This window comes from Paraburkholderia aspalathi (genome assembly GCF_900116445.1).
In the GTDB taxonomy this organism is placed as follows: Bacteria; Pseudomonadota; Gammaproteobacteria; order Burkholderiales; family Burkholderiaceae; genus Paraburkholderia; species Paraburkholderia aspalathi.
In genome coordinates this window covers 18,473-40,687 of the sequence record NZ_FPBH01000054.1, presented here as the reverse complement: position 1 = coordinate 40,687, position 22,215 = coordinate 18,473, and the positions used below count along the sequence as shown (strand labels likewise).

Here is a 22,215-nt window from a genome sequence, read left to right as displayed (position 1 = left end):
CTTCTGTCATGGATTGCGTCCGCAAAGTTGGGTTGCGGACGCAATCGTGAGCCTTATCAATAACGGAAGCTAGGTGTGCGAAATCGCGCGCTTACCATTGACTGAAGAAGATCATTGAATTCATTTGTATAGCCGTAATGGACGAAGCTGCTTACATTTACAACGCATTCGGCGTCATCAGGGACCAACTCCAACATCGCAATCGCCATGCATTCCAGCGAGGTACATGGAAATCCCAGCACAGAATGTTCAGGCGAAATGCTTCTGAAACGCGGAAAATCTCGACCAGTAATGATCTCGGCGAGAGTATCTTCGGGAATATCTTGGTAGCTTCTATTGAACGAAGTCACACCAGAGTCCATCGTTTTTTTCAATGCACTGAGCCAATCATCAAGGGTCGCATTTCTGAAAGCTTCGGCACGCGCCATTGGTCCGTGCTCATCGGAATCATAGATCCACGGGCCAAAAAAATAGGGCGGCTCCTCTTGCCTGAAGACTTCTGAAGTGTATTTGAGGAACTCGAGCTCCAACGTCGTGCGACTGAACCCGGCGCGATTCAGGCGACGGCGGAGATCATCAGCTTTCGTGAGATATAGATAATCTGTTTCTGGGCGATCCCATTCCTCCCGGTCGTCCGGCAGACCTTGGATTGTCGTGTTTCGCTCTCCAACCGTGCGAGTCCTGATAACCCTGTCGTCGGGAGTGAAGTACCAGGAGTCGTAGAACATGTGCCGCGATTGGGCAAACGGATAACCGTCTACCATGAGATATGTGTGGATTGCCATAGATTTGGTTTCTGAGGGAATTTCAATATTTATTTGATTTCAATTGGTGCGAATTGTGACTTTATGGTGGATCGTGAGGCTTTTCCTTTTCAAGTATTTAACGACAGCCTCCGCCATTCGTTTTAAGATAGCATCATGCATAACGATTCGAAAGGCTTATTTTGCATATTTTTGATTTTAATTTTTTAATTATAAATAGTGTCAATTAATAAGCTGAGTTTTCGGCTCGGTAATTTTTGTGCATGAACAGGAATGGGGCGGCTGCGGGTGGGCGAAGCTTCGCGGCCTCAACATTCCGATGCGCCCCGTGGCCGCAGTAGTGTTGGGCAGTTGTCCGTCCTAGCGCGCGTCAACATTTAAAGGTGTTAAGTCGCCACATCGTTACAAGAAGTCCACTTGAATCTCGGCTTTGAAGTATGAGAGAAGTTAAGAAGCCGGTGCGCAGCCAATCGGGACGACCGGTCATTCTTCTGCACGAGAGCAGCAGCACCTCCATCGAAAAGTGTTTGCATGGCCTGCTCGTCGCCATTTTTAGCCGTAGTTACCGTGTCTCTCCAACGGGGCTCCTATACCGTTCCTGCGTCGGTGCCGGCCGCATCCCGTGTTGACCTTACCTGGCCCGTTGCAAAGGGGCCGCGGGTCGATCAACGCATCCCTGACGCTGGATGTTGCGGCGAAGTCTCCATCAAGCTCGTGTGCGCCAGAAAAAGACCTTTGAAAACTAGTCAATTAATACAGTGAGTTTTTATAGAGATAGTTTTGTTTTAAAATATTCTCAGAAAGCGAATGGGCTTGTCCTTTTTTCGATGATATAAATAACCTGTCAGGCGCGCCGACGAGCGAGGTTCGCTGAATGGCGAAGTGGAATTATCCATTGGCACGGCTCCTTGAGCGACTCCTGCTAATCGGAAGGATGCGTGCAGCTATTTTCAATGGTGACGATGTGGTCATGGCGCTTGCGCAGCGCTATACAGGTTTGCGAGCGTTAACCAATACCAGGCAAGCCGGGCAATGATAACTGTTCCGCGGAAAAGTGTGGCTCGAGAAATCCGGGTCACGTTAATTGAGTCAACTAATCTTATTGGAAATAGCGATGAAACAGATGAATCAAATTATCAGTGGTCTTGTCCCTGTAGCTCTCGGTCGTTTGGAAGAGCTCAGCTCATTCGGCGATCGGCCCAAGATGGCTGCTGGTTTGCCGGACGACATGCCGTTTCTGACTTTTCCTCTACGTCTAAGCGAGGCTCGTTGTCTCGGAACCAGTGGAGAGCGTGGGAATTTTGGTTTCGGTCACATAGAGCTTGAGGACGGTATGCTGATGACGATCCGACTGCAACTTGACGGCGTGCTGTTTTATTGGCTTGCCGAAATGACCGACCCTGAACTGTGGGCGGCTATCGATAAGTGGCGTGGCGCCGGTCGGGTGCCGATCGGGTTGAAAATCGATAAGGGAGGTAGATGGGACATTGCGTTCCTGTCCATGGGCATAGGGCCTAGCCTACTTACCGATGAGAAGTATCGAGCAGCTCCGCGGCGCGTTGTAACCGCTCACGATTGGCGCGCGATGTCGGGTTTGAGCACAGGCTTCGTGCCGCTGCAGGCTACTACGGATATTCCAGGAGTGCCTTTGGAGCACGTCTTTGCGAGCGCGTTATTGACAGAGCAATTCGAGGCAGTGGCCTACGAGGAGCTTTTGGTGAAGAAGCCGGTGGTTGTTAAGGCGCCTCATGGAAGGCTCGTTCTGATCTGAAAGGTCATATCGACAACATTCTCAAAAAATACGCGACCGGTGGTCGCGTATTTTTTATAACGAAGAGCTGGCGCTGCCTTTGGACAACTGCGGTGTCTCGTGACGACTAGCGTTCCAGCGATCAACTTAAGGAGGTAGGTTATGAGCCTTTTATTTGTATCCTGTAGAGGATTGAAAAAGCTGGATGGTGCTGTTGGCGATGACTTTCCTGGTCTGACCGAAAGGGACGTCCTCGAGATTCCTGTTGAGTCCGAGTGGCCCCGATTCATCGAAGGGTTAGAGGTTGGTGCTGTGTATCAATTCGCGGAGGACTGCTATTACAGCGTTGCGCACAATATCTACCAATTTTCGGACCGGATCGATAAGCTGGCGGACTTAGTGCGCTACGACTATCGGCGATCTGATGCGGGTGAGCCGGGGCCGTTCCGCGAGCTGTTCCAATTTAGCGGCTTCACCGTTTACGGACCAGTCGCCTGCGCAAAGCTTGCTGCTGACTTCGCTATTTGGGAGCCGCTTGCGAAGGCGCGACCACTTGGGAATGGCGACGAGTCGTTTTACGAAAACTACGAGCTTTTGCGGGAGATGTTTGAGTTTGCTGCGGAGGACGGAGCGGTGTGGGCTGCGTCCATGTGACCGTGTTTGTCCCCGATTGAGACTACCTTGCGGGCCGCCGCGCGTGCAACGGACCAGATGCCATCGACGGCGTGGCATGAACTCGCCCAGTGACTACCTGACACTCCCTATCAAACCAGGAGCGTCATGGTCAGGTTCCATGGCACTATCTGCCGCCATCCAGAAAATCGCGCCAATCCCACGCGTAAGCGCAATCCATGGGCTCCGGGTCCTCGTCAATTAATGGGCGTGTCGAAAACGCCATACGTTTTTTGAACAGGCTTCGCGCAGGTTCCGGTATCTCCCGAAAGCGCACATAGGGCGTATTGCCGGAGGTACGAACGGGAACATCGAGTTGTTGAGGGCGTGGGGGCAGTTCCTCCTTCCCGGTCAGCGCAATGGCGATTGCCCGAGCTACGAGGTCCCATAGAGTCGAGGCGTAGCGTGGGTAGTCGTGCAGGGCCGCTGTGGCAATTTCTCCCTGCACGTCTTCGTGCAGTTCGACCCTGTAGTCTGCTAGCGCGCCATTCTTAACTCGGCCAATCTTTGCCGTTGCCAACACCCGGCTACCGCTCTCGCGGCCGCCCGGCCAAAGTTCGACTGTTACTTTAAGCATGGGAGACACCTCCGTCCTATGGCGGTTGAGAAATGAACAAGCCAATGCTGACCTGGGACGTGGATATGCTGCGTCTGAATCAACTCGTCTGGCCCCGCTGGGTGCAATTGTCCTTATGTGCCTCGACCAGCCAATCGCGGATACGCTGCTGGGCGCCTTCATCGCTGATGCCACGCGTTGAGTCGAGGAGTACAAAGTTCGCCGTCAGCTCGCCGGGTTCGTATCCGAAACGGTCAGCGCCGTACACGGAATCATCGATTGCGAGCCAATGCAACAAGCGTTTGCCGAACGCATAGCTAGTAATAATGTCGGTGCGCCCGGTGCCGTCCCGTAAGTAGCTAAATCGGGCTTTCCGACCCTGGGTTGTGCCGACTACTCGTCGTGCCAGTTCTGCAGGCAGGTACGAGATGACCTTGTCCTCTGGCAGCGTTGCTAACCACGAAGTGGTGAGCACGATTTCTACAGACGGATACGGCTCAAGCATCTCAACCAGCAGCGGCACAAACTCGAACAATGCGCGACCGGAGTCGAGCGTTATCTGGCCGGCGGTATCAATGAGCGCGTGGCCAGCGTGGAGTGTTCCATCGTAGTCGACGAAAAGGGTCGGGGTGGTCCTATCCAGTGTGAGGCTCGGCCTTCGACCAATCTTCGTAGCAGGTGACTGGCTCGCCATGACGTCATACCAGTTCACGGTATGGCCGAGAGCTTCTAAGACGACATCGGCCTCGCCATTTGGCATAACCAGCATGACAAGGCCGAAATCTTTGAGCACCTTGAACAAGCGTTCGGTTCCAACAGATTTTCCATTTTCGATGCGAGTAAGTATTCCTCGGGAGATACCTATCGAGTCCGCAGCGTCGAGTAAATTGAGGTCGCAGCTGGCACGCTTGTTCCGGACAAGCTGTCCGAGTGTCTGAAGGTTGAAGGCCAGCGGGTTTGGGCTGGCATGTGGTCGCGAAGAGATAGGAGACATGGCGTCGATGCTTGGGAATGCTAGCCTTCTCGGTTACTCACCGTGATGTGTGAGATAGGGCCGTGGGCATGCTATTACTGTCCCGGTTCTGCCCAGAGGCCCGGGAGAGCTGCGGCGGAAACCGCAAGGTCTACGTCAAGTGGGTAGTGCCGAAGTAGCCGTTCCGCCATTGGCTGGACGTCACCCACCGGAGCTGCGTTGCCGGATGAGGCGAGCGTCCGTAAGAACTCGCGGGTTTCGACGACAGCGTTGGTGCGCTCATATGCAGTTGTCATTTTCTGCTCCTCACCGCGAGATTCGTTCTCCGTGCTTAGAGGAAATCGTAGACCACCGGAAGCCGCTTGACCACGTCGACGCGGTCCATCTGTTGCGAGTAGGCCGAAAGCGCTATTGAGCGCTATACGAATCTTCGGGAGACAGTCTTGCCAAGTCCGGCACGCGCTATTCTTACCCAGCACCCGCGTCTTAACCAAAACCTAAAGACACGTTCTGATTGCGCGCAAGTTACAGCATTTTCGTTGCAGGCATTGAGATAACCCTTTTTATCTTAATAGCTGTTTTTTTGCCATAAACTCATGGTTATGAAAACGCGCCTCACGATACCGGCTCTCCAGGACGCTGCTACACCGGCAGGTTTCCCCGATGCTGACGAGATAGCGGTCTTGAGGGCGTGGTACGCCGGCATGTCGACGCGAGGCGCCGTCAACCGGTATCTACCGGGGCGGCTGAGGCAGGGCCGTTCGGCGCGTGGCGTGCTCGGGCAGATCCGGCGGGCCCTTGTGTTGGTGGCGCGTCGGGCGAAGCGCGAGGATCTGGCTACGCTGATGGGGCACCCGGTTGCTGAGCGTGCGCGGCATACGAAGCCTGTCGCGCAGGCCATCGAGGTATTGAGATACGGAAAGCCGCCGGAGCCCGTGAGTTCAGACCCGGTTGAGCGGTGGTTCCGGGAGCGGGTCGCACGCGCGTTGCAGGCACACGGCATCACGACGCTGGCTGACCTGACGGTGCGCACACCTCGTCGCCGGCAGTGGTGGAGGGCGATTCCCGGACTCGGCGTCACCTGCGCGAAGCAGATCGAGGCATTCTTCGCAGCGCATCCGGCGCTGACCGAGCGCGCTCGCGCGCTCATTGCGACGACCCGTGCCGGCAGCGTCGTGCCGTGGGAAGGTCTTCGCCTCCCGCGGGAAGTCGATGGCTCCAGCGGTTCTTTCCGTGCGCCGCGCGAAACCTGCGTACTCGCGGCCGACAACGACTACGAGGCGGTGCAGGCCTGGCTGTCGCTGCACGAATCGGCGGCGACGCAGCGCACCTATCGCAAGGAGGCGGAACGCTTGATCCTGTGGGCGATTGTCGAACGTGGTCGGGCGCTGTCGTCGCTGACAACGGAGGATGCGGTCGCCTACCGGGCGTTTTTGCGCCGGCCTACACCCGCGGAGAGATGGGTGGGGCCTCTACGGCCCCGTAGCTCACCGGAGTGGCGGCCGTTTGCGGGAGATCTCTCAGCGCGCTCGGTTGCTCATGCGCTTTCCATCACTGGTGCGCTGTTTCGCTGGCTGATCGAACAGCGGTATTTGCTGGCCAATCCGTTCGCTGGGATAAAGGTGAGGGACGGAGGCAAAACGGCGGACTTTGATGCGTCACGAGCGTTTACGGAAGGCGAATGGACGCTGGTCCGCACAATCGCCGATGGACTCGAGTGGTCCTATGGCTGGAGCGAGCGGGCAGCACAACGTCTGCGGTTCCTGCTCGATGTCGGTTTCGCGACCGGATTGCGCGCGGGCGAATTGGTGGCGGCGAAACTGAGGGATGTCGAAGTCGGTCCACGTGGAGAGTATTGGCTACGTGTTCAGGGCAAAGGCAGCAAGAGCGGGAAGGTCGTACTGCCACCACTGGCCTGGAACGCGCTTTCGCAGTATCTGCTTGCCAGAGGGTTGCCGGTCACGCTGGCGCGCTGGCAATTGGATACTCCACTAATTGGCAGCCTGGACGAGGACGCTGCCGGAGCTATTAGCAGCGTGCGCCTCTGGGCCGTGCTGCGTCGGTTCTTCCAGGAGGCGGCGAAGCTCGTCGCAGATGATCATCCGTCGCTTGCAGACAAGCTGCGCCGGGCGAGCACGCACTGGATGAGGCACACCCACGCGACATTTGCGCTTGCGAACGGTGCAGAACTTACGACGGTGCGCGACAACCTGCGGCACGCCTCGATCTCGACGACATCAATCTATCTGCATAGCGACGAAACCAGTAGGGCCAGGCAGATCGCGGATGCGTTCGGGACCGGTATCGGGTGAGTGGAAGGTCAACGCATAGCGAGACTCGTCGCGTGCTGCCGACGCTTTCATTTCCACCCGACGGCGGTATGGCCGTCTCGAACCACCATGGCGGCGCGAAAACAGTGTTTTTTGAAATGGATTTGATGTGACGGTGCAATTGGCGCATCGCATAGTGGGATTTCGGCAGCGTTGCTAGAGTGACCCGGTCCGTGTTCATACCAGGAGCGCACGATTCACTGCATGCTGGAGTCGCATCCTGTTCTCGCTCAACCAGCAAGCTGGCCAACAGCAGACGTCATGGCTGCTGGCCAGACTGATTTGCTGCATGCCGAAAACCTACAAACATCGAGGTTCGGCCGCTTCCTGGTCAGCGAGCCTTGCCAGCGGCCCGCATGCGATTTCTCGAAGACCGCGGTGATCCACGAGAATTGTCAACGAAATTCGTCAGCTAAGTGTCTCTACTTATACCGTTCTTCCACGGCTAAGAAAATCGTGGCGTGGCATCTCATGCCGACTTGGTTGCGGGCTGAAATTCCTCGTGGCTGACTTAGCTTCGTTCCCACGAGTGTCGGTCGCGCGGTCTCAAATGGGAAAAATTCTGTTGTTGCTTAAAACCTTGCGATTTTTGGGCACACTAAGAGATCTGAAATTTTCCAACTTCCCACGGGCATGAGGTGATTTATCGTCGTCCGTACAATGTGCTCTATAACCATTCCGTACGTTCTTGGTCGTTCTCATTCTAAAAGCAATCGATTCCCGCCAAAGGCTGTGTTAACTAACGAGGTGAATCTTAAAGCTGAAGCGCCTTTGCGCGGAACTGAAGATCTCGAAAACTTGCATCCAGTATGTATCTGGAAATCACTATCATTGCAAAGGCACAAATTGTCAACTAATACATTCGTATAACTAAGTTAAATTTAAGATGAGGATGGGTTTTGTACGAGGTTTTGAGCATCTAGGGCCGTCACCACTTTTCCAGCCAGTGTCAAGCGAGCGTTTGCCTCGCGATCTCTTCGTCCGCGGGAGCGACCTTAGAGGGGCACGGAACCAAATTGAATAGTTAAGGCACGGGCAACAGTGATAACTGGTTGCATTCACAACAGATGCGAGGACGTCAATGGTCTATCTATTTAACCGTCCATGCGCACCAGTTCCTGAGCGGGCACGCACGAGCTGCGCACATTGAACGTACACCATTTATCCTGCTTGAAACCTGCTTCGATGTGCATAGAATTTTGGCATTGACGGATGTATTGAGTCCTGTTGGAGCTGGCCTTGGATTCTAGATCGAAAAAGATTGATTCGACGGCGAGCGGTATTCGTCTCATGGGGCGCGCGACTAGGGGAGCGTATGCGCTTCGTTGTCGACACAGCGATTTCGGATGGCTCCCGTGCGGGTTAGATGGTCGCCCGACCTTGTTGATGGCTGATTTATCCGGTGGAGGGCGTTGTGATTCTGCTCTGCGCTGCTGAACGGGAAACGCCACCGGGATACCTTATGCGGACCGCGGTCGTTTCAGGGATGCGTTCGGTACAAACGCAAATGAAGTTGATGGGCCTCCGGCAAACGTCGTCGTTTTTCGGAGTGGCAAACTTGGAGAGGCTGGCGGCTGCGACTTGTGGGGCTCTTGGAGACGTCTATGAGATTGTTGAAAGGCGTACTCCCATAGCCGCTGGTATGAGGCTCCTGATGGCCGAGCCTGAGAGAGATCGACTCTTCATGACGCTGTCGGGTGACACCAGTCGATGCCGCTCGCTCGATTACCATGGATCGAGAAGCGGGTATCTCAGGACGAATCTGGACGGCGCTTACTGCCAACTATGCGCTCAATCTGACATCAAAGAGTTGGGCTACACGTACTGGAATGTGGAACACGCATTTCGCGGCGTGTATGCCTGTGCTCGACACTCGTGTTCTCTCACTCTCGGTTGCGGCGTCTGTCAGCAGTCGCAACCGTTTCGCAGGGCGCTGCGCTTTCCAGCGCTTGAGTGTTCCTGCGGTCGACTGGCGACGCCGATTCTTGAAAACGGCAGCACGACACTAAGTGGGCACATCCGTATTGCGAAAATATTAGTCCAGTGCTTGCGGCAAGACACTCCGTATTTCTCCGATGTTTGCGATATCCGCTCGGTTTTTGAGGCACGCGCGCGCGAGCATGGATTCGTGGCGCGCGGACGGATAGACCGTATCGGCTTGTGCCATGAACTCTCCGATAGGTATGGCGTTGAGTTCCTCATCGGCCTTGGTCTGATTGCGCCCTCAGGATTGCCGTCGATTGTAGGGCGCTTGAGGTTGAAGCACAAACCCCTGAGCGCGCCACGATGCGCGCTGCTGATTGATTTCCTTTTCGGCTCCCTTGACGATTTTTCGGATGCTGTCTTGCAATCTTCTCCACGCGACGATGCTGTCCGTAATGTACCTAAAACCTCTCGGACTGAGATTCAACCGGATAACAAGAAAACCGGGCAGTGCGTAAACAAAATCCTCTCGTTCAGAGGAGAACGTCCGTCGGCCACACGGACCGAAATTCTCAGGCGCCTGGGCCATACCGCTGAGTATTTGATGCGCAACGAACCTCAGATATATGAGGAGATCATGCCGGCCAGTCGGCGTACAGTCGGCGCGCGCGAGAAACGGCCGGCACGCATGAGGGAACTGGACAACGCATTGAGCGAACATGTTCGCACTCGAAAAAGTGCTCTGCGAATGGGTCCCAGTAGAGAGTGGCGTCGACTCAGTGTCAGGTCGTTATTGCTCGGGCATCCGGCCGAACGGTCGTTTTATGCAAATCGGGACGCGTTACCCCTAACGTCTTCCTTGATCGACGAGTATCTGCGGGATGATTCTTGGTGGAAAAACACGGATGCTAACTTAGCAGAAATCGGTGGTCGAATCTCGTGTCCCGTGTCCGGCGTGGATTTCTGAATAGATTTGAAAAGGACAAGTCATGATCTTTGCTTGTCTAATGGAAGGAGAGAAACTTTCCCACTATGTTCACAGAGCATCGGCTTTGTCTGGGCGACTAGGCACAACTTCGACATGGCGTGAAATATTGGGTACGTCTGGAAAGCTCTCTGCATCTAATCCCTCGGGTGTTGACCGACTCTCAGAGATACTCGGCCTAGAAGACAAGACATATTTAATCAGAGAGCATACAGCTGTGCCAGCTTTAAAGCCGTTCGTAATGGAACACACTTACGAGGAAATCGTTTCGGGTTTGCGCGCAAACGGCAGTCGCGCAATGCGTGTCGTTAGTGCCGACAAAAACAGGCAAGCAGTTCGTTATTGTACTCAGTGTGCGAGATCAGACCTCAACAATTTTGGCTTCCCATACATTCGTAGGCAACATTGTCTCCAAGGAGTTTACGTGTGCCATGAGCATCAATGCCTTTTGACATGTGGGTGTATGAAATGTGCGTGGTCTTCAGGTCAGTCCCTAAGAGTCGTCATGGCATCGCAGGCATGCATGTGTGGCGAAGCTGCAATTCCATGCATGTCAGTACTTAACTCAAGAGATTTAGAGTTTGTTGGAAAAGTGGCTAGCATCGAAGCGGGCTTCCTATCCGAGTTATCAGTCTCTGATGCCGCGAGAGAATCAATTGGATTTGCATACCATACTAGATGCTTGGAGCTTGGGATCTCCAATAGTCCGCAATTCATCGACTATTTTTATACCAACGTTAGTGACCAAATTGCACAAATTTATCACTTTCCGCTCTCGTCACCTTCGTGGCTGCGCAAAGTCGTCACGAGAGGGGGAGTGCCACCCACCAGCGTTGCATTGAACGGGGTCTTGGTAACGCTCTTGTTCGACAGTGTGACGGATCTTATTACCGCTGCGCAGGGTGCGCCTCGATTAGTTCTTGCTGACGAGGAGACTATTCTCGATTGCCGGGAGGCTCTATTGTTAAAAATAGAGCGGAATTACGAGTGTCGATTTTTTGAGTTGAAAACAGAATTTAGAGAAGAGTTTGAATATCTAAATGAATATGACTCAAGCTGGCTGCGGGCACTCCGAAATTCTCTCTCTGCGCGAAGCAATAATTACCTTGATGTGAAAGCTGCATGGAGATTCTGTCCGTCCAAAAGATTCGACCAATCGCTGGCTGAACACATGGAAAGTAGGCTAAAAGTCTTGCTTGATGAAAATTGTCGGCCCACAAAAGTTACTTTCTCGAAATTGAAATCTGGATTTAAATGTTTGTGCATTCCATTGGCTGCACTGCGCAACATGTCGATTTCAAGAGAAATTGTCGAACGCGAGGTTGAAACGTCAGAGCGATTTATTTGCAGGTTAATTAGGTACATAATTAGATATCGGGAAAAATATCCTCCGGGGTGTGCGGAATATCAACTCGTACATAGTATATCTAGGGAGCTTAGGGACAGGCTAATGCAGGGTATGCCGGAGAAAGGTATGGAGCCGGAGGAAGTAGTTAGTTACGTGTCAAATCGGAGAGCGCAGCGTTGCTGCTCGTAAGCTTAAAGGCCGGAGGTGATAATGAATGTTAAACGAACGGAGGCAAACGAGCTTTCTAATTGCGTTCGTGCGCCGTGGTTAGAGCAGCGAATGGCGTCTGGGATGATGATGCTCGCGACTTATCGAACCGATGAAGCAAATCCAGCGTTTGCCGGAAACCCGACTGTTACGTGTCTTCCGTGCTATCCCAGCGAGGCGGTGGCACAAGCAGAACTGGCACATCAGCCTTCCAAGCGGCATCCCGATTTTCTGAGCTTATCAAGTGATGTGAGGGCTGAATCTTCGGCTCAGATCAAGCAGGTGTTTGTCCCGACCGCAGAGCATGTATCAGGCTTGCGGAGCACTATGAGACTGATCCGGGAAGGGTACCTATCCCGTAACCTCTTGGATCCTGAGTTTATGAACCATCTTCATCGTATATCGCTGAGTTGCACGCCGATAATATTGCCGCGTGTTGGCGATTACTGTGGATCGACTGGAGGTATGGCATTAATCGGACCAACAGGCAGTGGAAAAACCTGCTTTATCAATCGAAGTATGACTTACGTCGTTGAGAAAGCTCGTCTTCATCAACAACTCGGCGGTCGACCTTGCTCGTGGGCGCAGATCCCCATCGTCCGTATTTCTGCTGCTGGTCAGCCGTCGGAGAGGCAGTTGGCGCTAGCGATTGCTAATCAAGTTGACCTTTTTCTGGACGCGAAGTTTGAGGAAAAAATGTCTCGCAAGAGCGGCTACGTGAGATCGGTTGCCGCGATGCTGGCGTCTAATCTGGTGGCGCTTCTCATTATCGACGACGTGCAGCTCTGGGGGCGGATGGACAAGCGGCTGCGCATTAACTTGCTGAACTTCTTGGTTGGCGTTCTTGAGGAGTCCAGAGTGCCCATCATGTGCTCCGGTACTATGTTGCTGAAAGATGTCTTGGAAGCACACATTTCGCAAGGTGAGAAGCTGATCGCGGAGGGCGAGATAGCGTTAACTCCAATCTTGCGGCCGGACGATATGCAGTCTATGTGCACCAAGCTCTGGCAATGGAGGGTCACGGATGGCCCAGACATACCACCGGACTGGTTTGCTGAGGAAATGAGTATTCAGACCGCAGGCCTTCGACGATATATACGTGAGCTCGCCGTTCCGTTGTTCGAAAGGATGGCAATGGACGGAATTTCGGTGCCATCCCGTAAGTATCTTCGTGAGGTTGCGGACGCCTGTCTCGCATCGGTCAGACCCGGCGTGGAGTTACTGAATCGTGCTTATAAAGGGAAAGTGGTCGATCGGCAGTTACTAATCAGATATGAAGAATATATTAGTGCTAGCGATTATAAATTACGTGTATTAACTCGCGCTGCAGAGATCCGGGCGCGCACGGCTGTCCGGAGTGCTGCGCGGAAGCGCGCATAGATCTTGACTGTGGGACTGCTTGACACTGTTGCCGGCAGCAGGTCATCAGCATTGACGCATGCATGCGCACTAAAACTTGGCGATGGGACTGCAACCTGACTCGGCCATACCGCGCATCGGGGCAACCGGGCAGCCACTTGTGTCTTCGCCCCGCACTGGGGATGACTATGAATGATTTTCAGTTGCGCTTTCCATGCACCCACCTTCCTCCAGACCCGCTAGGGATTCCGCACGGTCCAGAATATCGAGGAAAGTTGGAGGCCGGACGTCAATCATCTCACTCGACAGACTATATGCGCCGAAGCAGGAAGAATGGGTGCGTCTCGCACTGTCTTGGGATGGGCGAGCGAGATATGAAGTATCTGCTTGAGATATCTCCGTTTGCGCTTGCATATAGATTTCAGTACCCATGGCCATTAGCGAACGCTCGTCGCATGATCGATAACTACATATTTGGTTTGACCGATGAACCCCCAAAGCTCTTCAAGAAGGATGTGATCAGTATGGACGTTGTCATTACCTCGTCAGATGGTCAAGGTGGGCTTAGATATCTGATCGGATCACACAAACTGATAAGCCATCTGCACGACAAGAAAGTTCGTAGGCGACTCGCGCTTGAGCGTTCTGAAGCGGCGGGTGCTGGGTTCTCATACTTCGTTTATTCACGCACACCGGCACTTGACGAGATGGCAAAGTCGGCAAAACAGATCATGTTGTGGGGAAAAGGGATAGATTTAAATTGCTCGGCAAATCAGGCGCAGATCCTTGCGGAGGCGATTTATAGAAAATATGATGGCGAATCGATTCAGATGTGCCTAGAAAAGATTGGCAAATATTTTGGTTTAAATGTGGAGGAATGTTATAAATTATTTTCCGTCGCTGTAAACTTGGGATATCTTTTTGTTGATCTGTCTACACCGATTCGTTATTGTAAAAGCATGCGTTTAATTCAGTGTAAAGATGCGGTGCCTCCTTGGGTAATGGTGAGGCGATCTGATGTTTGGGAAAGTTTCAGTGGACGAAGTTTCTCGTCTTTATTATGAGAGGATGTTTTTTTTCTAGTGAATGGGGGCAATCATCGGGGGATTTTTAACTTTGAGGTGATATGAACACGATTCTATGGGAAGGGCAGTTGTTAGATGGAACAATTCCTGGGGTCCGCGGACGCAGATACCATCGCGTAGTGCATGTGAATTCAAATGAAGGGACGGCGTTTATCAGGCAAGTCACGCGCGCCCCCCCAAAGGTTAGTTCGTCCGCATCTTGTTACGATATTTCGCTGATCGAGCTGCGGCTCAGGAAAGGTCAATTGGAAGAGATACAAGAAGTAATCAGGCCTCCGGAAATGGGTGAGAGGCGATCAGATCCCGAAGCCGAACGTAAGGCACGGGAACGAGCCGAATATCGTGTGCGAGAACTTGGCGATTTGATTACGCCGGAGGGACGAGTGGAGTTGTATGCGAGCACGGCACGACGTGGCCAGATAATGCGCGAACAGGCGAAAAAATCAGGTGTTTCAGTCTCTCGCTTGTGGTTTCTATTGACAATATACGAGAACTTTGGATGTAACATTCTTGCGCTCCGACCTTATCCGCCGTCCAAGACTCGAAACCGCGGGCCTTCTGGCAAGAAGAGAGGAATTAAAAATGTCTACGAGAAAGAAAACGCTCTAAGTCCGCTTAAAGGGTACCCTGTCACAAGGTGGGCTTTGCGCCATATTCGATGGGTAGTGTGGCATCTTGTGATTAGAGGTGGATGCACGTACGAAACGGCTCGAGTGATTATGCATCGACTGTTCTGGATTCAGACGAACGGATCCGTCCCGGAGAATAACCGTGTTCAGTTTGCGGTCAGTGAATCGAAGATTGTGTCGCCTTCGCAATTTGCCTATTGTGCAAGACGTTTTATGCAATTCCCGCATCATCTTAAGGCACTCGTCGGAGATCGAGGATGGCGAGATCGGTACGAAGCAGGAAAGGGGGCTGCTGCAGATGTCGCCTTGGGCCCAGGCGACGTCATCGTCATGGATTGCACGACGGCAAAATTTCAAATTGTTGATTCGATACGTCGCTTACCGATCGGTCGACCCACATTAGCGATCGTAATAGATCAAGCGACTACGGCTGTTGTCGGATTGGCAATCTCGGTTTTTGGCGAGACCGCGAACCTCTATCGGACCGCGCTGTTTCGAGCCTGTACATCCCAAAAAGAGCTGATGAAGCGGCTGGGGCTTCCAAGGGATTTCTTCGATTACCAAGCTTCGCCAAACGATGTTTTTGTCGATCGGGGGCCCGGGAATTCCAACGTTTTCCGTGAACCTCTCGTAGTTGAGGACGGACCGGATATGGGTATGCTCATCGCTCCGATAGCATGCGGCCGGGCAAAGGGAGTGGTCGAGGGGATGATTAACATCATTATTCGACGCCTCAGGGGATTGCCGGGTGGATTCACGCGTGAACGGACTGAGCGCGCCAGAGATGAACGACGACAAGCGCAGAGCGTTGCGAACCTTACTCGACAGGAACTCCTTAAGTATGCATATGAAGCGGCGGCAGAGCATAACGAAGGACTTGAGTTCCGTGCGTATACGGTTCAGATGCGGCGCGACAACGTTGACCCTCCCTCCAGAGGCCGCATTTTCAACCATGCGATGTCGAATCGTCACGGCGGAGAAAAGGTGGCTTACAGTGAACTCGATCTTTACACGGGGCTGCTCCCTCGTCTTTCACCTCGTGCCATGCAAAAGGCGGGCGTAAAGCATCTTGACGGTTGGTTTACTTCACCAGACTACCAAAGTGCTTACGAAGCGGAGATATCGAAATCGTTGGGATGGACCAAAAAATTACCCAAAATAGTTCCGCTGCAGGATCCAGACGATCCCACGATCCTGTATTGGAAACGCGGCCCGGGAGATATTGTGGTTCTCCACTGTAGCTCGACAGACCGGGAGCGATGGGACAACCTGCACGCCGAAGAGGTTGAATTTGATCTGCGGGCAGCAGATCAGAAGACGCGGATTCGTGATACGAGGCGCAAGACTTTTGCGGGGCGTGTTCCGGGCCACGTGATGGACACTTTAATTCAGGCTCGAACGGCAATTCATGCTGCTTCCGGAGGGGCGCGAGTGCAGGCGCGAGCGGAGGAGCGGGAACGTGAAACTCGCGAGGCACTTGCAGCAAGCCGCGAAAAGGCCGTCCTTGTGGAGGCAAATTCGGAAACTGAACGCCGTGCGAACAACCCGAATTTGCAACCGGAAGGGAATGCGACAAGTCAGTCGGTGGACGATAAGCTTATTGATCAGCAGGTTCGACTAGCTCGCGAGTTACGTGAGAAAAATCTGCGAGAGGGGATGGACAAGTTCCTTGGCGAGTAAAGCCACGGAAAGTGGTTTCGTCGAGACTGCGTGAACATCGTTAAGGGGTTAAAAATGCCAATTCAGCGGACCACCGAGAAGCCAACCTTAATCATTCTTTCCGGTGGATGCGGTTTCGGGGACATGGGTGCAGTGCAGCAACGTATTCTGCTGCCTTGATTTTTAACGCCCTTAATTCCACTGGCACAGGCGGGCGTCGGTATCGGCGTCGAACTGGTGACGATCGGGACGTATATCTCGGAGCTGGTGCCAAAGCAGATTCGCGGCCGCGCTTTCGCATGCGAACAGGCGGTCGGTTTTACAGCCGTACCTGTGGTGGCTTTTCTCTCTTATCTATTGGTGCCGCGCACGCTGTTCGGTCTCGATGGCTGGCGTTGGGTGGTGCTGATTGGCGCGCACGGTGCGCTGTTTGTCTGGTGGATCCGGCGCGCGTTGCCGGAAAGCCCGCGTTGGCTCGCGCAACAGGGGCGTCTCGTCGAAGCCGATCGCGTGATGAGCGAGCTTGAAGCGAAAGTACGCAGTGAATACGGCCGTGAACTGCCGCCGCCGGCGCCGCCCGCGCCGGTCGCGCCGCGTGGCAGCTTCCGCGATATGTGGGTGCCGCCGTACCGCAGCCGCACGCTGATGATGACGATCTTCAATATCTTCCAGACCGTCGGTTTTTACGGCTTTGCGAACTGGGTGCCGACGCTGCTGATCAAGCAGGGCATTACGATCACCACGAGCCTGATGTACTCGAGCGTGATCGCGTTAGCTGCGCCTATCGGTCCGATTATCGGCCTTTTTATCGGCGACCGCTTCGAACGCAAGACGGTGATCGTAGTGATGGCGGCCGTGAATATCGTGTGCGGTTTGTGGTTTAGTCAGGCGTCCGGCGCGGTGTTGTTGGTGAGTCTCGGCGTGTGTCTGACGCTCGCGGGTAACATCATTTCGTACAGCTACCATGCGTATCAGACCGAGCTTTTTCCGACCAGCATCCGCGCGCGGGCGGTGGGCTTCGTTTATTCGTGGAGCCGCTTCTCGGCGATTTTCACGGCCTTTCTGATTGCGGCGGTGTTGAAGCACTTCGGGACGACTGGCGTGTTTGTGTTTATCGCTGGGGCGATGCTGATTGTGATGCTGGCGATTGGCTTGATGGGGCCGCGGACGAAGGGGCTTGAGTTGGAGAAGATTTCCAGGTAGACGGGGGTGGGGCACGAATGAGTGCTCCCGGCCCACAACGGTCCTTCAGTTGTGACTAGTTCGCTGAACCCTTCGGACGCGCTTCGCGTTCGAGATACCCTAGACAGAGCGACTCAAGTTGACCGCGAAGCTTGCGGATCATTGATTGCGGCAACTTCCCCTCAAGCAGCAAACGCATGGGGCCGACCAATGCCCCCGTGAACATGAAAATGGTCGTGGACATGTCGTCAAAATGCGCATCGGAAGCCGTCTTCAGCATAGCCTCCAGCGCCGCGCGGTTGCGAGCCTCCACTTCACGAACGTAGCCGCGTGAGTCGAGTTCGAGGGCAACCGCATATAGCGCACGCGATTCGTCCAGGTTCTCCGTCTTTGCTTTCACGAATGCTGCAACCACGGCCTTCACCATCGTCGACAAACACGCGTTATGCGCTGACGCAGTGGCGTCCTCGATCGCTTTCACCACTCTTTCCAGATGCCGCTGCAGCACGGCAAAAAGAAGCGCCTGCTTTTGAGGGAAGTACTGATAAAGCGTTCCGACAGATACGCCGGCTCTCTCGGCAACCCGGATAGTGGTAAGCCGCTGCAAGCCCTCAGCCAGCAAAACCTGAATAGTCGCATCGAAAATCGCGTCCACGGTAGCCTGGGAACGCGCCTGCTGCGGCTGTTTGCGGGCGTCCAGCCCCTGTCCGTTATCTGTCCGCATATGCGAATTCACAATCTGAATGATTATTCGTATTCTATCCGAACACTTTGCAGCTACCGAAACAAAACCCGAAAGAAGGAGTGCATCAATGGCTGACGTTACGCGAGCTGGTACTTTTCAACTTGGCGACCTGTCTGTTACGCGCATGGGCTACGGCGCGATGCAGCTAGCGGGTCCTCACGTTTTCGGCCCACCGAAAGACCGCGCCGCAGCGATAGCAGTGCTTCGTGCCGTTGTTGAAAGCGGAATCACGCACATTGACACGAGCGATTTCTATGGCCCCCACGTTACCAATCAGCTTATCCGCGAGGCGCTCCATCCCTATCCTGACGCTCTCACTATTGTCACGAAGGTAGGGGCCAGCCGGGGTAGCGATGGCTCGTGGAATGTTGCGTCATCGGCGGCCGAACTGGAATCGGCGGTGCATGACAACCTTCGCAATCTCGGTCTCGATACGCTGGACGTCGTGAATTTTCGTGTGATGTTCGACGTCGCAGCACCGACTGAGGGCGACATCGAAGAGCCTTTGACGGCGCTCGCGGAGCTGCAGACGAAAGGCTTGATTCGTCACATCGGGCTGAGCAATGTGACCGCACGGCAGGTGGCACAGGGTCGCGCGATTACGCGCATTGCGTGCGTGCAGAACATGTACAACCTTGCTCATCGGAACGATGACACGCTGATCGACAGTCTTGCGGAAGAGGGCATCGCCTATGTCCCGTTTTTTCCGCTCGGGGGCTTCTCTCCGCTGCAGGCTGATGCGCTGAGCCACGCTGCAGACCAATGCGAAGCGACACCGATGCAGGTAGCGCTTGCATGGTTATTACAGCGCTCGCCGAACATCCTCCTGATACCCGGTACCTCGTCAGTCGAGCATCTGAAGCAGAACATTAAAAGCGTCAACCTTCACTTGCCGGAGGATGTTTTGTCGTCGTTGGACAAAATCGGTTCCGGGAAGATGCAAGGCTAGGTCGGTCGTGTCAGCTGCTTCGGCTGCCGGTTTGACCTTTGATCTGCGCGGTGCAATCGGCGCGGTAACCGCTAGAAGCTAGAATTGCGGTTTTACCCCGGAATACGCCGATGTCTTTTGCCTCGCTTGGCCTGATCGATCCCTTGCTGCGTAATCTGCAGGACCTCAATTACCAGACACCTACGCCGGTGCAGGCCAAGGCGATTCCTGCTGTGCTCAGCGGCAAGGACGTCATGGCTGCGGCACAGACCGGCACTGGCAAAACGGCGGGTTTCGCGCTGCCGCTGTTGCAACGGCTGGTGCAACACGGCCCGGCGGTGTCCAGCAATCGCGCGCGCGTTCTGGTGCTGGTGCCCACGCGTGAACTGGCCGAACAGGTGCTGCAAAGCTTTATCGAATACGGCAAAGGCCTCGACTTACGATTTCTGGCCGCCTACGGCGGTGTGAGTATCAACCCGCAGATGATGAAGTTGCGCAAAGGCGTGGATGTGCTTGTTGCCACGCCGGGCCGTTTGCTGGATCTCCATCGCCAGAACGCAGTGCAGTTTGATCAAGTACAAACGCTGGTGCTGGATGAAGCCGACCGCATGCTGGATCTGGGCTTTGCGCGCGAACTCAACGCCGTCTTCGCCGCTTTGCCCGTTCAGCGCCAGACTCTGCTGTTCTCTGCCACGTTTACCGACGATATCCGCGCCATGGCGGCGGGCATTCTGCGCGGCCCGGTCAATATCAGCGTCAGCCCGCCCAATGCCACGGCCAGCAAGATCAAGCAGTGGGTGGTGACGGTGGATAAAAAGAACAAGCCAGATCTCTTCATGCACCTTGTGGCTGAGAACAACTGGGAGCACGCGCTGGTGTTCGTCAAAACCCGCATTGGCGTGGATTACCTGGCGGCCATGCTGGATGACGCGGGCTATGCGGTCGACACCATCCACGGCGACAAACCGCAACCCGCGCGCCTGCGTGCGCTGGAGCGCTTCAAGACGGGCGAAGTCCATATGCTGGTCGCCACCGATGTGGCTGCGCGCGGGCTGGATATCGACGACCTGCCGCTGGTGATCAACGTTGATCTGCCGATCGTGGCGCAAGACTATGTGCACCGTATTGGCCGTACCGGGCGCGCGGGCGCCAGCGGCGTGGCGGTGTCCCTTGTGTGTGCCGATGAAGCGCCACAACTGGCCGCGATTGAAGCGCTGATCCGGCAGACACTGCGTCGCGAAGAAGAGCCGGGTTTTGAAGCCGAACACCGCGTGCCGCAAACTAGCACGACAGGCGAGATCATCAAGAAACCCAAAAAGCCCAAGAAGCCGAAAGTGCCGCAAGTTGCGCCGCGCGCCACGCAGGTGCTCAGCAATAAACCGCGCGCGCAAAGTGGCGAAAACAAACGCAAGCCTGCGGCGCAGCGCACTGTGGCCGCGGGCCAAGGCACAAGCTTCTCCAGCGGTAGCCCATTCAGCGTGCAAAAGCCACGCAGCAAACCCGCCAGCAAGCCAGCTGCGGGTTCACCTAAAGCGGCTGGCAAACCGGCCGGTGGCCGCGGCAAACGCTAACCCTGATCTGTGGGGATGAGGACGACGCGGTATTAGACCTTCAATGCATCCGTGTCGCCCGGACTTTGCGCCGGCGCCACCATTGCCATAGTCCCGTCGCCGCCATCGCGACGGCGGCCGGCACGGTGCCTGGCGCGCGCAATCAGCGACGAGGAATCGCCGCCTCGGTAATTCTCGGATGGGGCGCGCTAGCCGGTGCGATGTTCTGTGCCGCATGGGCCCTCGCGACACACTCAGCATTCACCTTTGACCCGTCACTGCGGTATATCGGCAGCCCCTGCTGTATCTCGCGGTCGCAGCGTCGTGCGGCGGCACCTCGCTTGCGACACTGGCCGCGAAGCTGGCGCGCTATGCGGACTTCGAACAGCGATTCGAATCGCGCTACGGCAAAGTGGTCGTGTTTGCGCCTTACGGCTACGACGCGATGATGTGGCTCGCCGATGCGATGCGTCGCGCGCATTCAGTCGATCCGCATGTCTAATCTGCCTGCGCTGGAAACCGCTAACTATACCGGCGTGATTGGCACGATTCGTTTCAACCCGCAAGTTTCCCCTCTCTTTGAGGCCGAAAGCGTCAAAGAATCATCTAGAGCGTAAGCCTGCTGCACGACGGATTCAGGCATGCAATAAGTCTTGCATTAATCGGTAAGGATTCTATTTATTAATTCTTAATAGAACATGATACCGTTGCGCAGGTGTGCACTGCTGGATAAGCTGCGCCGCCGACCTCCTGGTCTGGAAGTCGGAACATCCTGGTATCGGGAGTCAGAATTTGCGATGAGAGATTTTTCTCGCTATATACGGCTTGAATAATTTCGGCATTGTCCGGGTCGGCACGCTAAAAGCACATAATTCTGCATTGGTCATGTCATGCTCACAGCAACAAACGAAATATCGAATCCAGCTTCCACACTGGGTAGCAAGATACGCTCGCTGCGACTGCGGCTGAAACGCACTCTCGAAGAAACGGCAACGGGGGCGGGTATTTCGAAGCCCTTCCTCTCGCAAGTCGAGCGAGGTCTGGCATCTCCTTCTATCACTTCGCTGACAGGCATTGCAAACGCCCTCGGCGTAACTGTGCGGTATTTTGTCGAACGGCCCAGCGAAGAGCGCTCGGTCTGTCGTGGTGACCAGGTGAGTTTTTTTGGTTTTGCAGACTCGGCGAATCGGTTTGCACGGTTGACAAACTTGAGAGGCGGGTGTCAGTTAGATCCGATTCTTGTGAAGATGCCTCCCGGGCAAAAGCGTACCGAAGTCGCAACGCATGCAGCTGAGGAGTGCTTGTACGTCATTGCCGGCGAGGTGTTGCTGACATTGGAGGGCGAAACTTTCGTATTGAAGGCCGGAGACAGTGCGCATTACGAATCGAAGGTGCCGCACAGTTGGGAAAATACAGCACAGATTGAATCTGTCTTTCTTTGGGTCGGGACGCCCAGGCTCCTTTGAATAGCAGCGCAACTGTCAATTGGTTTCGGAAAGCGAAAGCGCTGCTGAGCGGCTCTTCCAATATTGCCTTCGCACGAGGGTATCGTCCCGCCAGGAGTCAGTCG

Annotated in this window: 16 protein-coding genes and 3 pseudogenes; 14 read left to right on the top strand and 5 right to left on the bottom strand. The window is 54.6% G+C overall.

What is annotated here, in order from left to right:
* Positions 1–56: 56 nt before the first annotated feature.
* Positions 57–785 (bottom strand): HEPN/Toprim-associated domain-containing protein, encoded by a 729-nt coding sequence (locus BM438_RS42355; protein ID WP_093647144.1) that lies wholly within the window; start codon positions 783–785, stop codon positions 57–59.
* A gap of 1,093 nt (positions 786–1,878) precedes the next feature.
* On the opposite strand from BM438_RS42355, the gene BM438_RS42350 reads away from it, so the two are divergent.
* Both BM438_RS42350 and BM438_RS42345 read left to right on the top strand, forming a co-directional pair.
* A complete protein-coding gene (locus tag BM438_RS42350) occupies positions 1,879–2,535 on the top strand; it encodes a hypothetical protein (protein WP_093647142.1) in 657 nt (218 codons plus the stop codon).
* A 141-nt stretch (positions 2,536–2,676) separates the two neighbouring features.
* The gene (locus BM438_RS42345) at positions 2,677–3,168 is read left to right on the top strand and encodes a hypothetical protein (RefSeq protein WP_093647139.1); all 492 of its coding nucleotides are present in this window, start codon (positions 2,677–2,679) and stop codon (positions 3,166–3,168) included.
* A 145-nt stretch (positions 3,169–3,313) separates the two neighbouring features.
* Here the strand turns inward: BM438_RS42345 and BM438_RS42340 are convergent, their stop codons facing one another.
* The 3 genes from BM438_RS42340 to BM438_RS46905 all read right to left on the bottom strand — a co-directional run bounded on the left by BM438_RS42340 (position 3,314) and on the right by BM438_RS46905 (position 5,011).
* Positions 3,314–3,763, bottom strand: coding sequence for a hypothetical protein (locus BM438_RS42340; protein ID WP_093647137.1), 450 nt, complete (start codon positions 3,761–3,763; stop codon positions 3,314–3,316).
* A 79-nt stretch (positions 3,764–3,842) separates the two neighbouring features.
* Positions 3,843–4,736 carry an HAD domain-containing protein gene (locus BM438_RS42335; protein ID WP_093647135.1) on the bottom strand — a complete coding sequence of 298 codons (894 nt, stop codon included), beginning with the start codon at positions 4,734–4,736 and terminating at the stop codon, positions 3,843–3,845.
* Between the two features lie 74 nt (positions 4,737–4,810).
* Complete coding sequence (locus BM438_RS46905) at positions 4,811–5,011, bottom strand: BPSL0761 family protein (RefSeq protein WP_093647133.1); 201 nt, start codon at positions 5,009–5,011, stop codon at positions 4,811–4,813.
* Positions 5,012–5,317: 306 nt separating this feature from the next.
* Here BM438_RS46905 and BM438_RS42325 point away from each other — a divergent pair, with 306 nt between their 5' ends.
* From BM438_RS42325 to BM438_RS42295, 8 genes and pseudogenes are all read left to right on the top strand, one after another.
* On the top strand, positions 5,318–7,027 hold the full coding sequence (locus BM438_RS42325) for a phage integrase family protein (protein ID WP_093647130.1): 1,710 nt from the start codon (positions 5,318–5,320) through the stop codon (positions 7,025–7,027).
* Between the two features lie 1,420 nt (positions 7,028–8,447).
* Positions 8,448–9,935: a TniQ family protein gene (locus tag BM438_RS42320; RefSeq protein ID WP_341865812.1), complete on the top strand. Its 1,488-nt coding sequence runs from the start codon at positions 8,448–8,450 to the stop codon at positions 9,933–9,935.
* A gap of 22 nt (positions 9,936–9,957) precedes the next feature.
* Positions 9,958–10,392, top strand: a pseudogene (locus tag BM438_RS47165) (TniQ family protein); the annotation flags it as partial.
* A 66-nt stretch (positions 10,393–10,458) separates the two neighbouring features.
* A complete protein-coding gene (locus BM438_RS42315) occupies positions 10,459–11,490 on the top strand; it encodes a hypothetical protein (RefSeq protein WP_244179597.1) in 1,032 nt (343 codons plus the stop codon).
* A gap of 21 nt (positions 11,491–11,511) precedes the next feature.
* The gene (locus BM438_RS42310; RefSeq protein WP_093647123.1) at positions 11,512–12,888 is read left to right on the top strand and encodes an ATP-binding protein; all 1,377 of its coding nucleotides are present in this window, start codon (positions 11,512–11,514) and stop codon (positions 12,886–12,888) included.
* 353 nt (positions 12,889–13,241) lie between these two features.
* Complete coding sequence (locus BM438_RS42305) at positions 13,242–13,931, top strand: PDDEXK family nuclease (RefSeq protein WP_143131862.1); 690 nt, start codon at positions 13,242–13,244, stop codon at positions 13,929–13,931.
* Positions 13,932–14,671: 740 nt separating this feature from the next.
* On the top strand, positions 14,672–16,261 hold the full coding sequence (locus BM438_RS42300) for a hypothetical protein (protein WP_093647119.1): 1,590 nt from the start codon (positions 14,672–14,674) through the stop codon (positions 16,259–16,261).
* Positions 16,262–16,453: 192 nt separating this feature from the next.
* Positions 16,454–17,443: pseudogene (locus tag BM438_RS42295) on the top strand (MFS transporter); the annotation flags it as partial.
* 55 nt (positions 17,444–17,498) lie between these two features.
* On the opposite strand, the gene BM438_RS42290 reads toward BM438_RS42295, so the two are convergent.
* A complete protein-coding gene (locus BM438_RS42290) occupies positions 17,499–18,146 on the bottom strand; it encodes a TetR/AcrR family transcriptional regulator (protein ID WP_093647117.1) in 648 nt (215 codons plus the stop codon).
* An 88-nt stretch (positions 18,147–18,234) separates the two neighbouring features.
* Here BM438_RS42290 and BM438_RS42285 point away from each other — a divergent pair, with 88 nt between their 5' ends.
* The 4 genes and pseudogenes from BM438_RS42285 (at position 18,235) to BM438_RS42270 (ending at position 22,111) form a co-directional block, all read left to right on the top strand.
* Entirely contained in the window at positions 18,235–19,116 is an 882-nt protein-coding gene (locus BM438_RS42285) for an aldo/keto reductase family oxidoreductase (protein ID WP_093647114.1), read from the top strand.
* Between the two features lie 110 nt (positions 19,117–19,226).
* Positions 19,227–20,666, top strand: a complete 1,440-nt coding sequence (locus tag BM438_RS42280; protein WP_093647112.1) for a DEAD/DEAH box helicase — start codon at positions 19,227–19,229, stop codon at positions 20,664–20,666.
* A gap of 334 nt (positions 20,667–21,000) precedes the next feature.
* Positions 21,001–21,262: pseudogene (locus BM438_RS46570) on the top strand (ABC transporter substrate-binding protein); the annotation flags it as partial.
* A 273-nt stretch (positions 21,263–21,535) separates the two neighbouring features.
* Positions 21,536–22,111 (top strand): helix-turn-helix domain-containing protein, encoded by a 576-nt coding sequence (locus tag BM438_RS42270; RefSeq protein WP_093647110.1) that lies wholly within the window; start codon positions 21,536–21,538, stop codon positions 22,109–22,111.
* Positions 22,112–22,215: the final 104 nt, after the last annotated feature.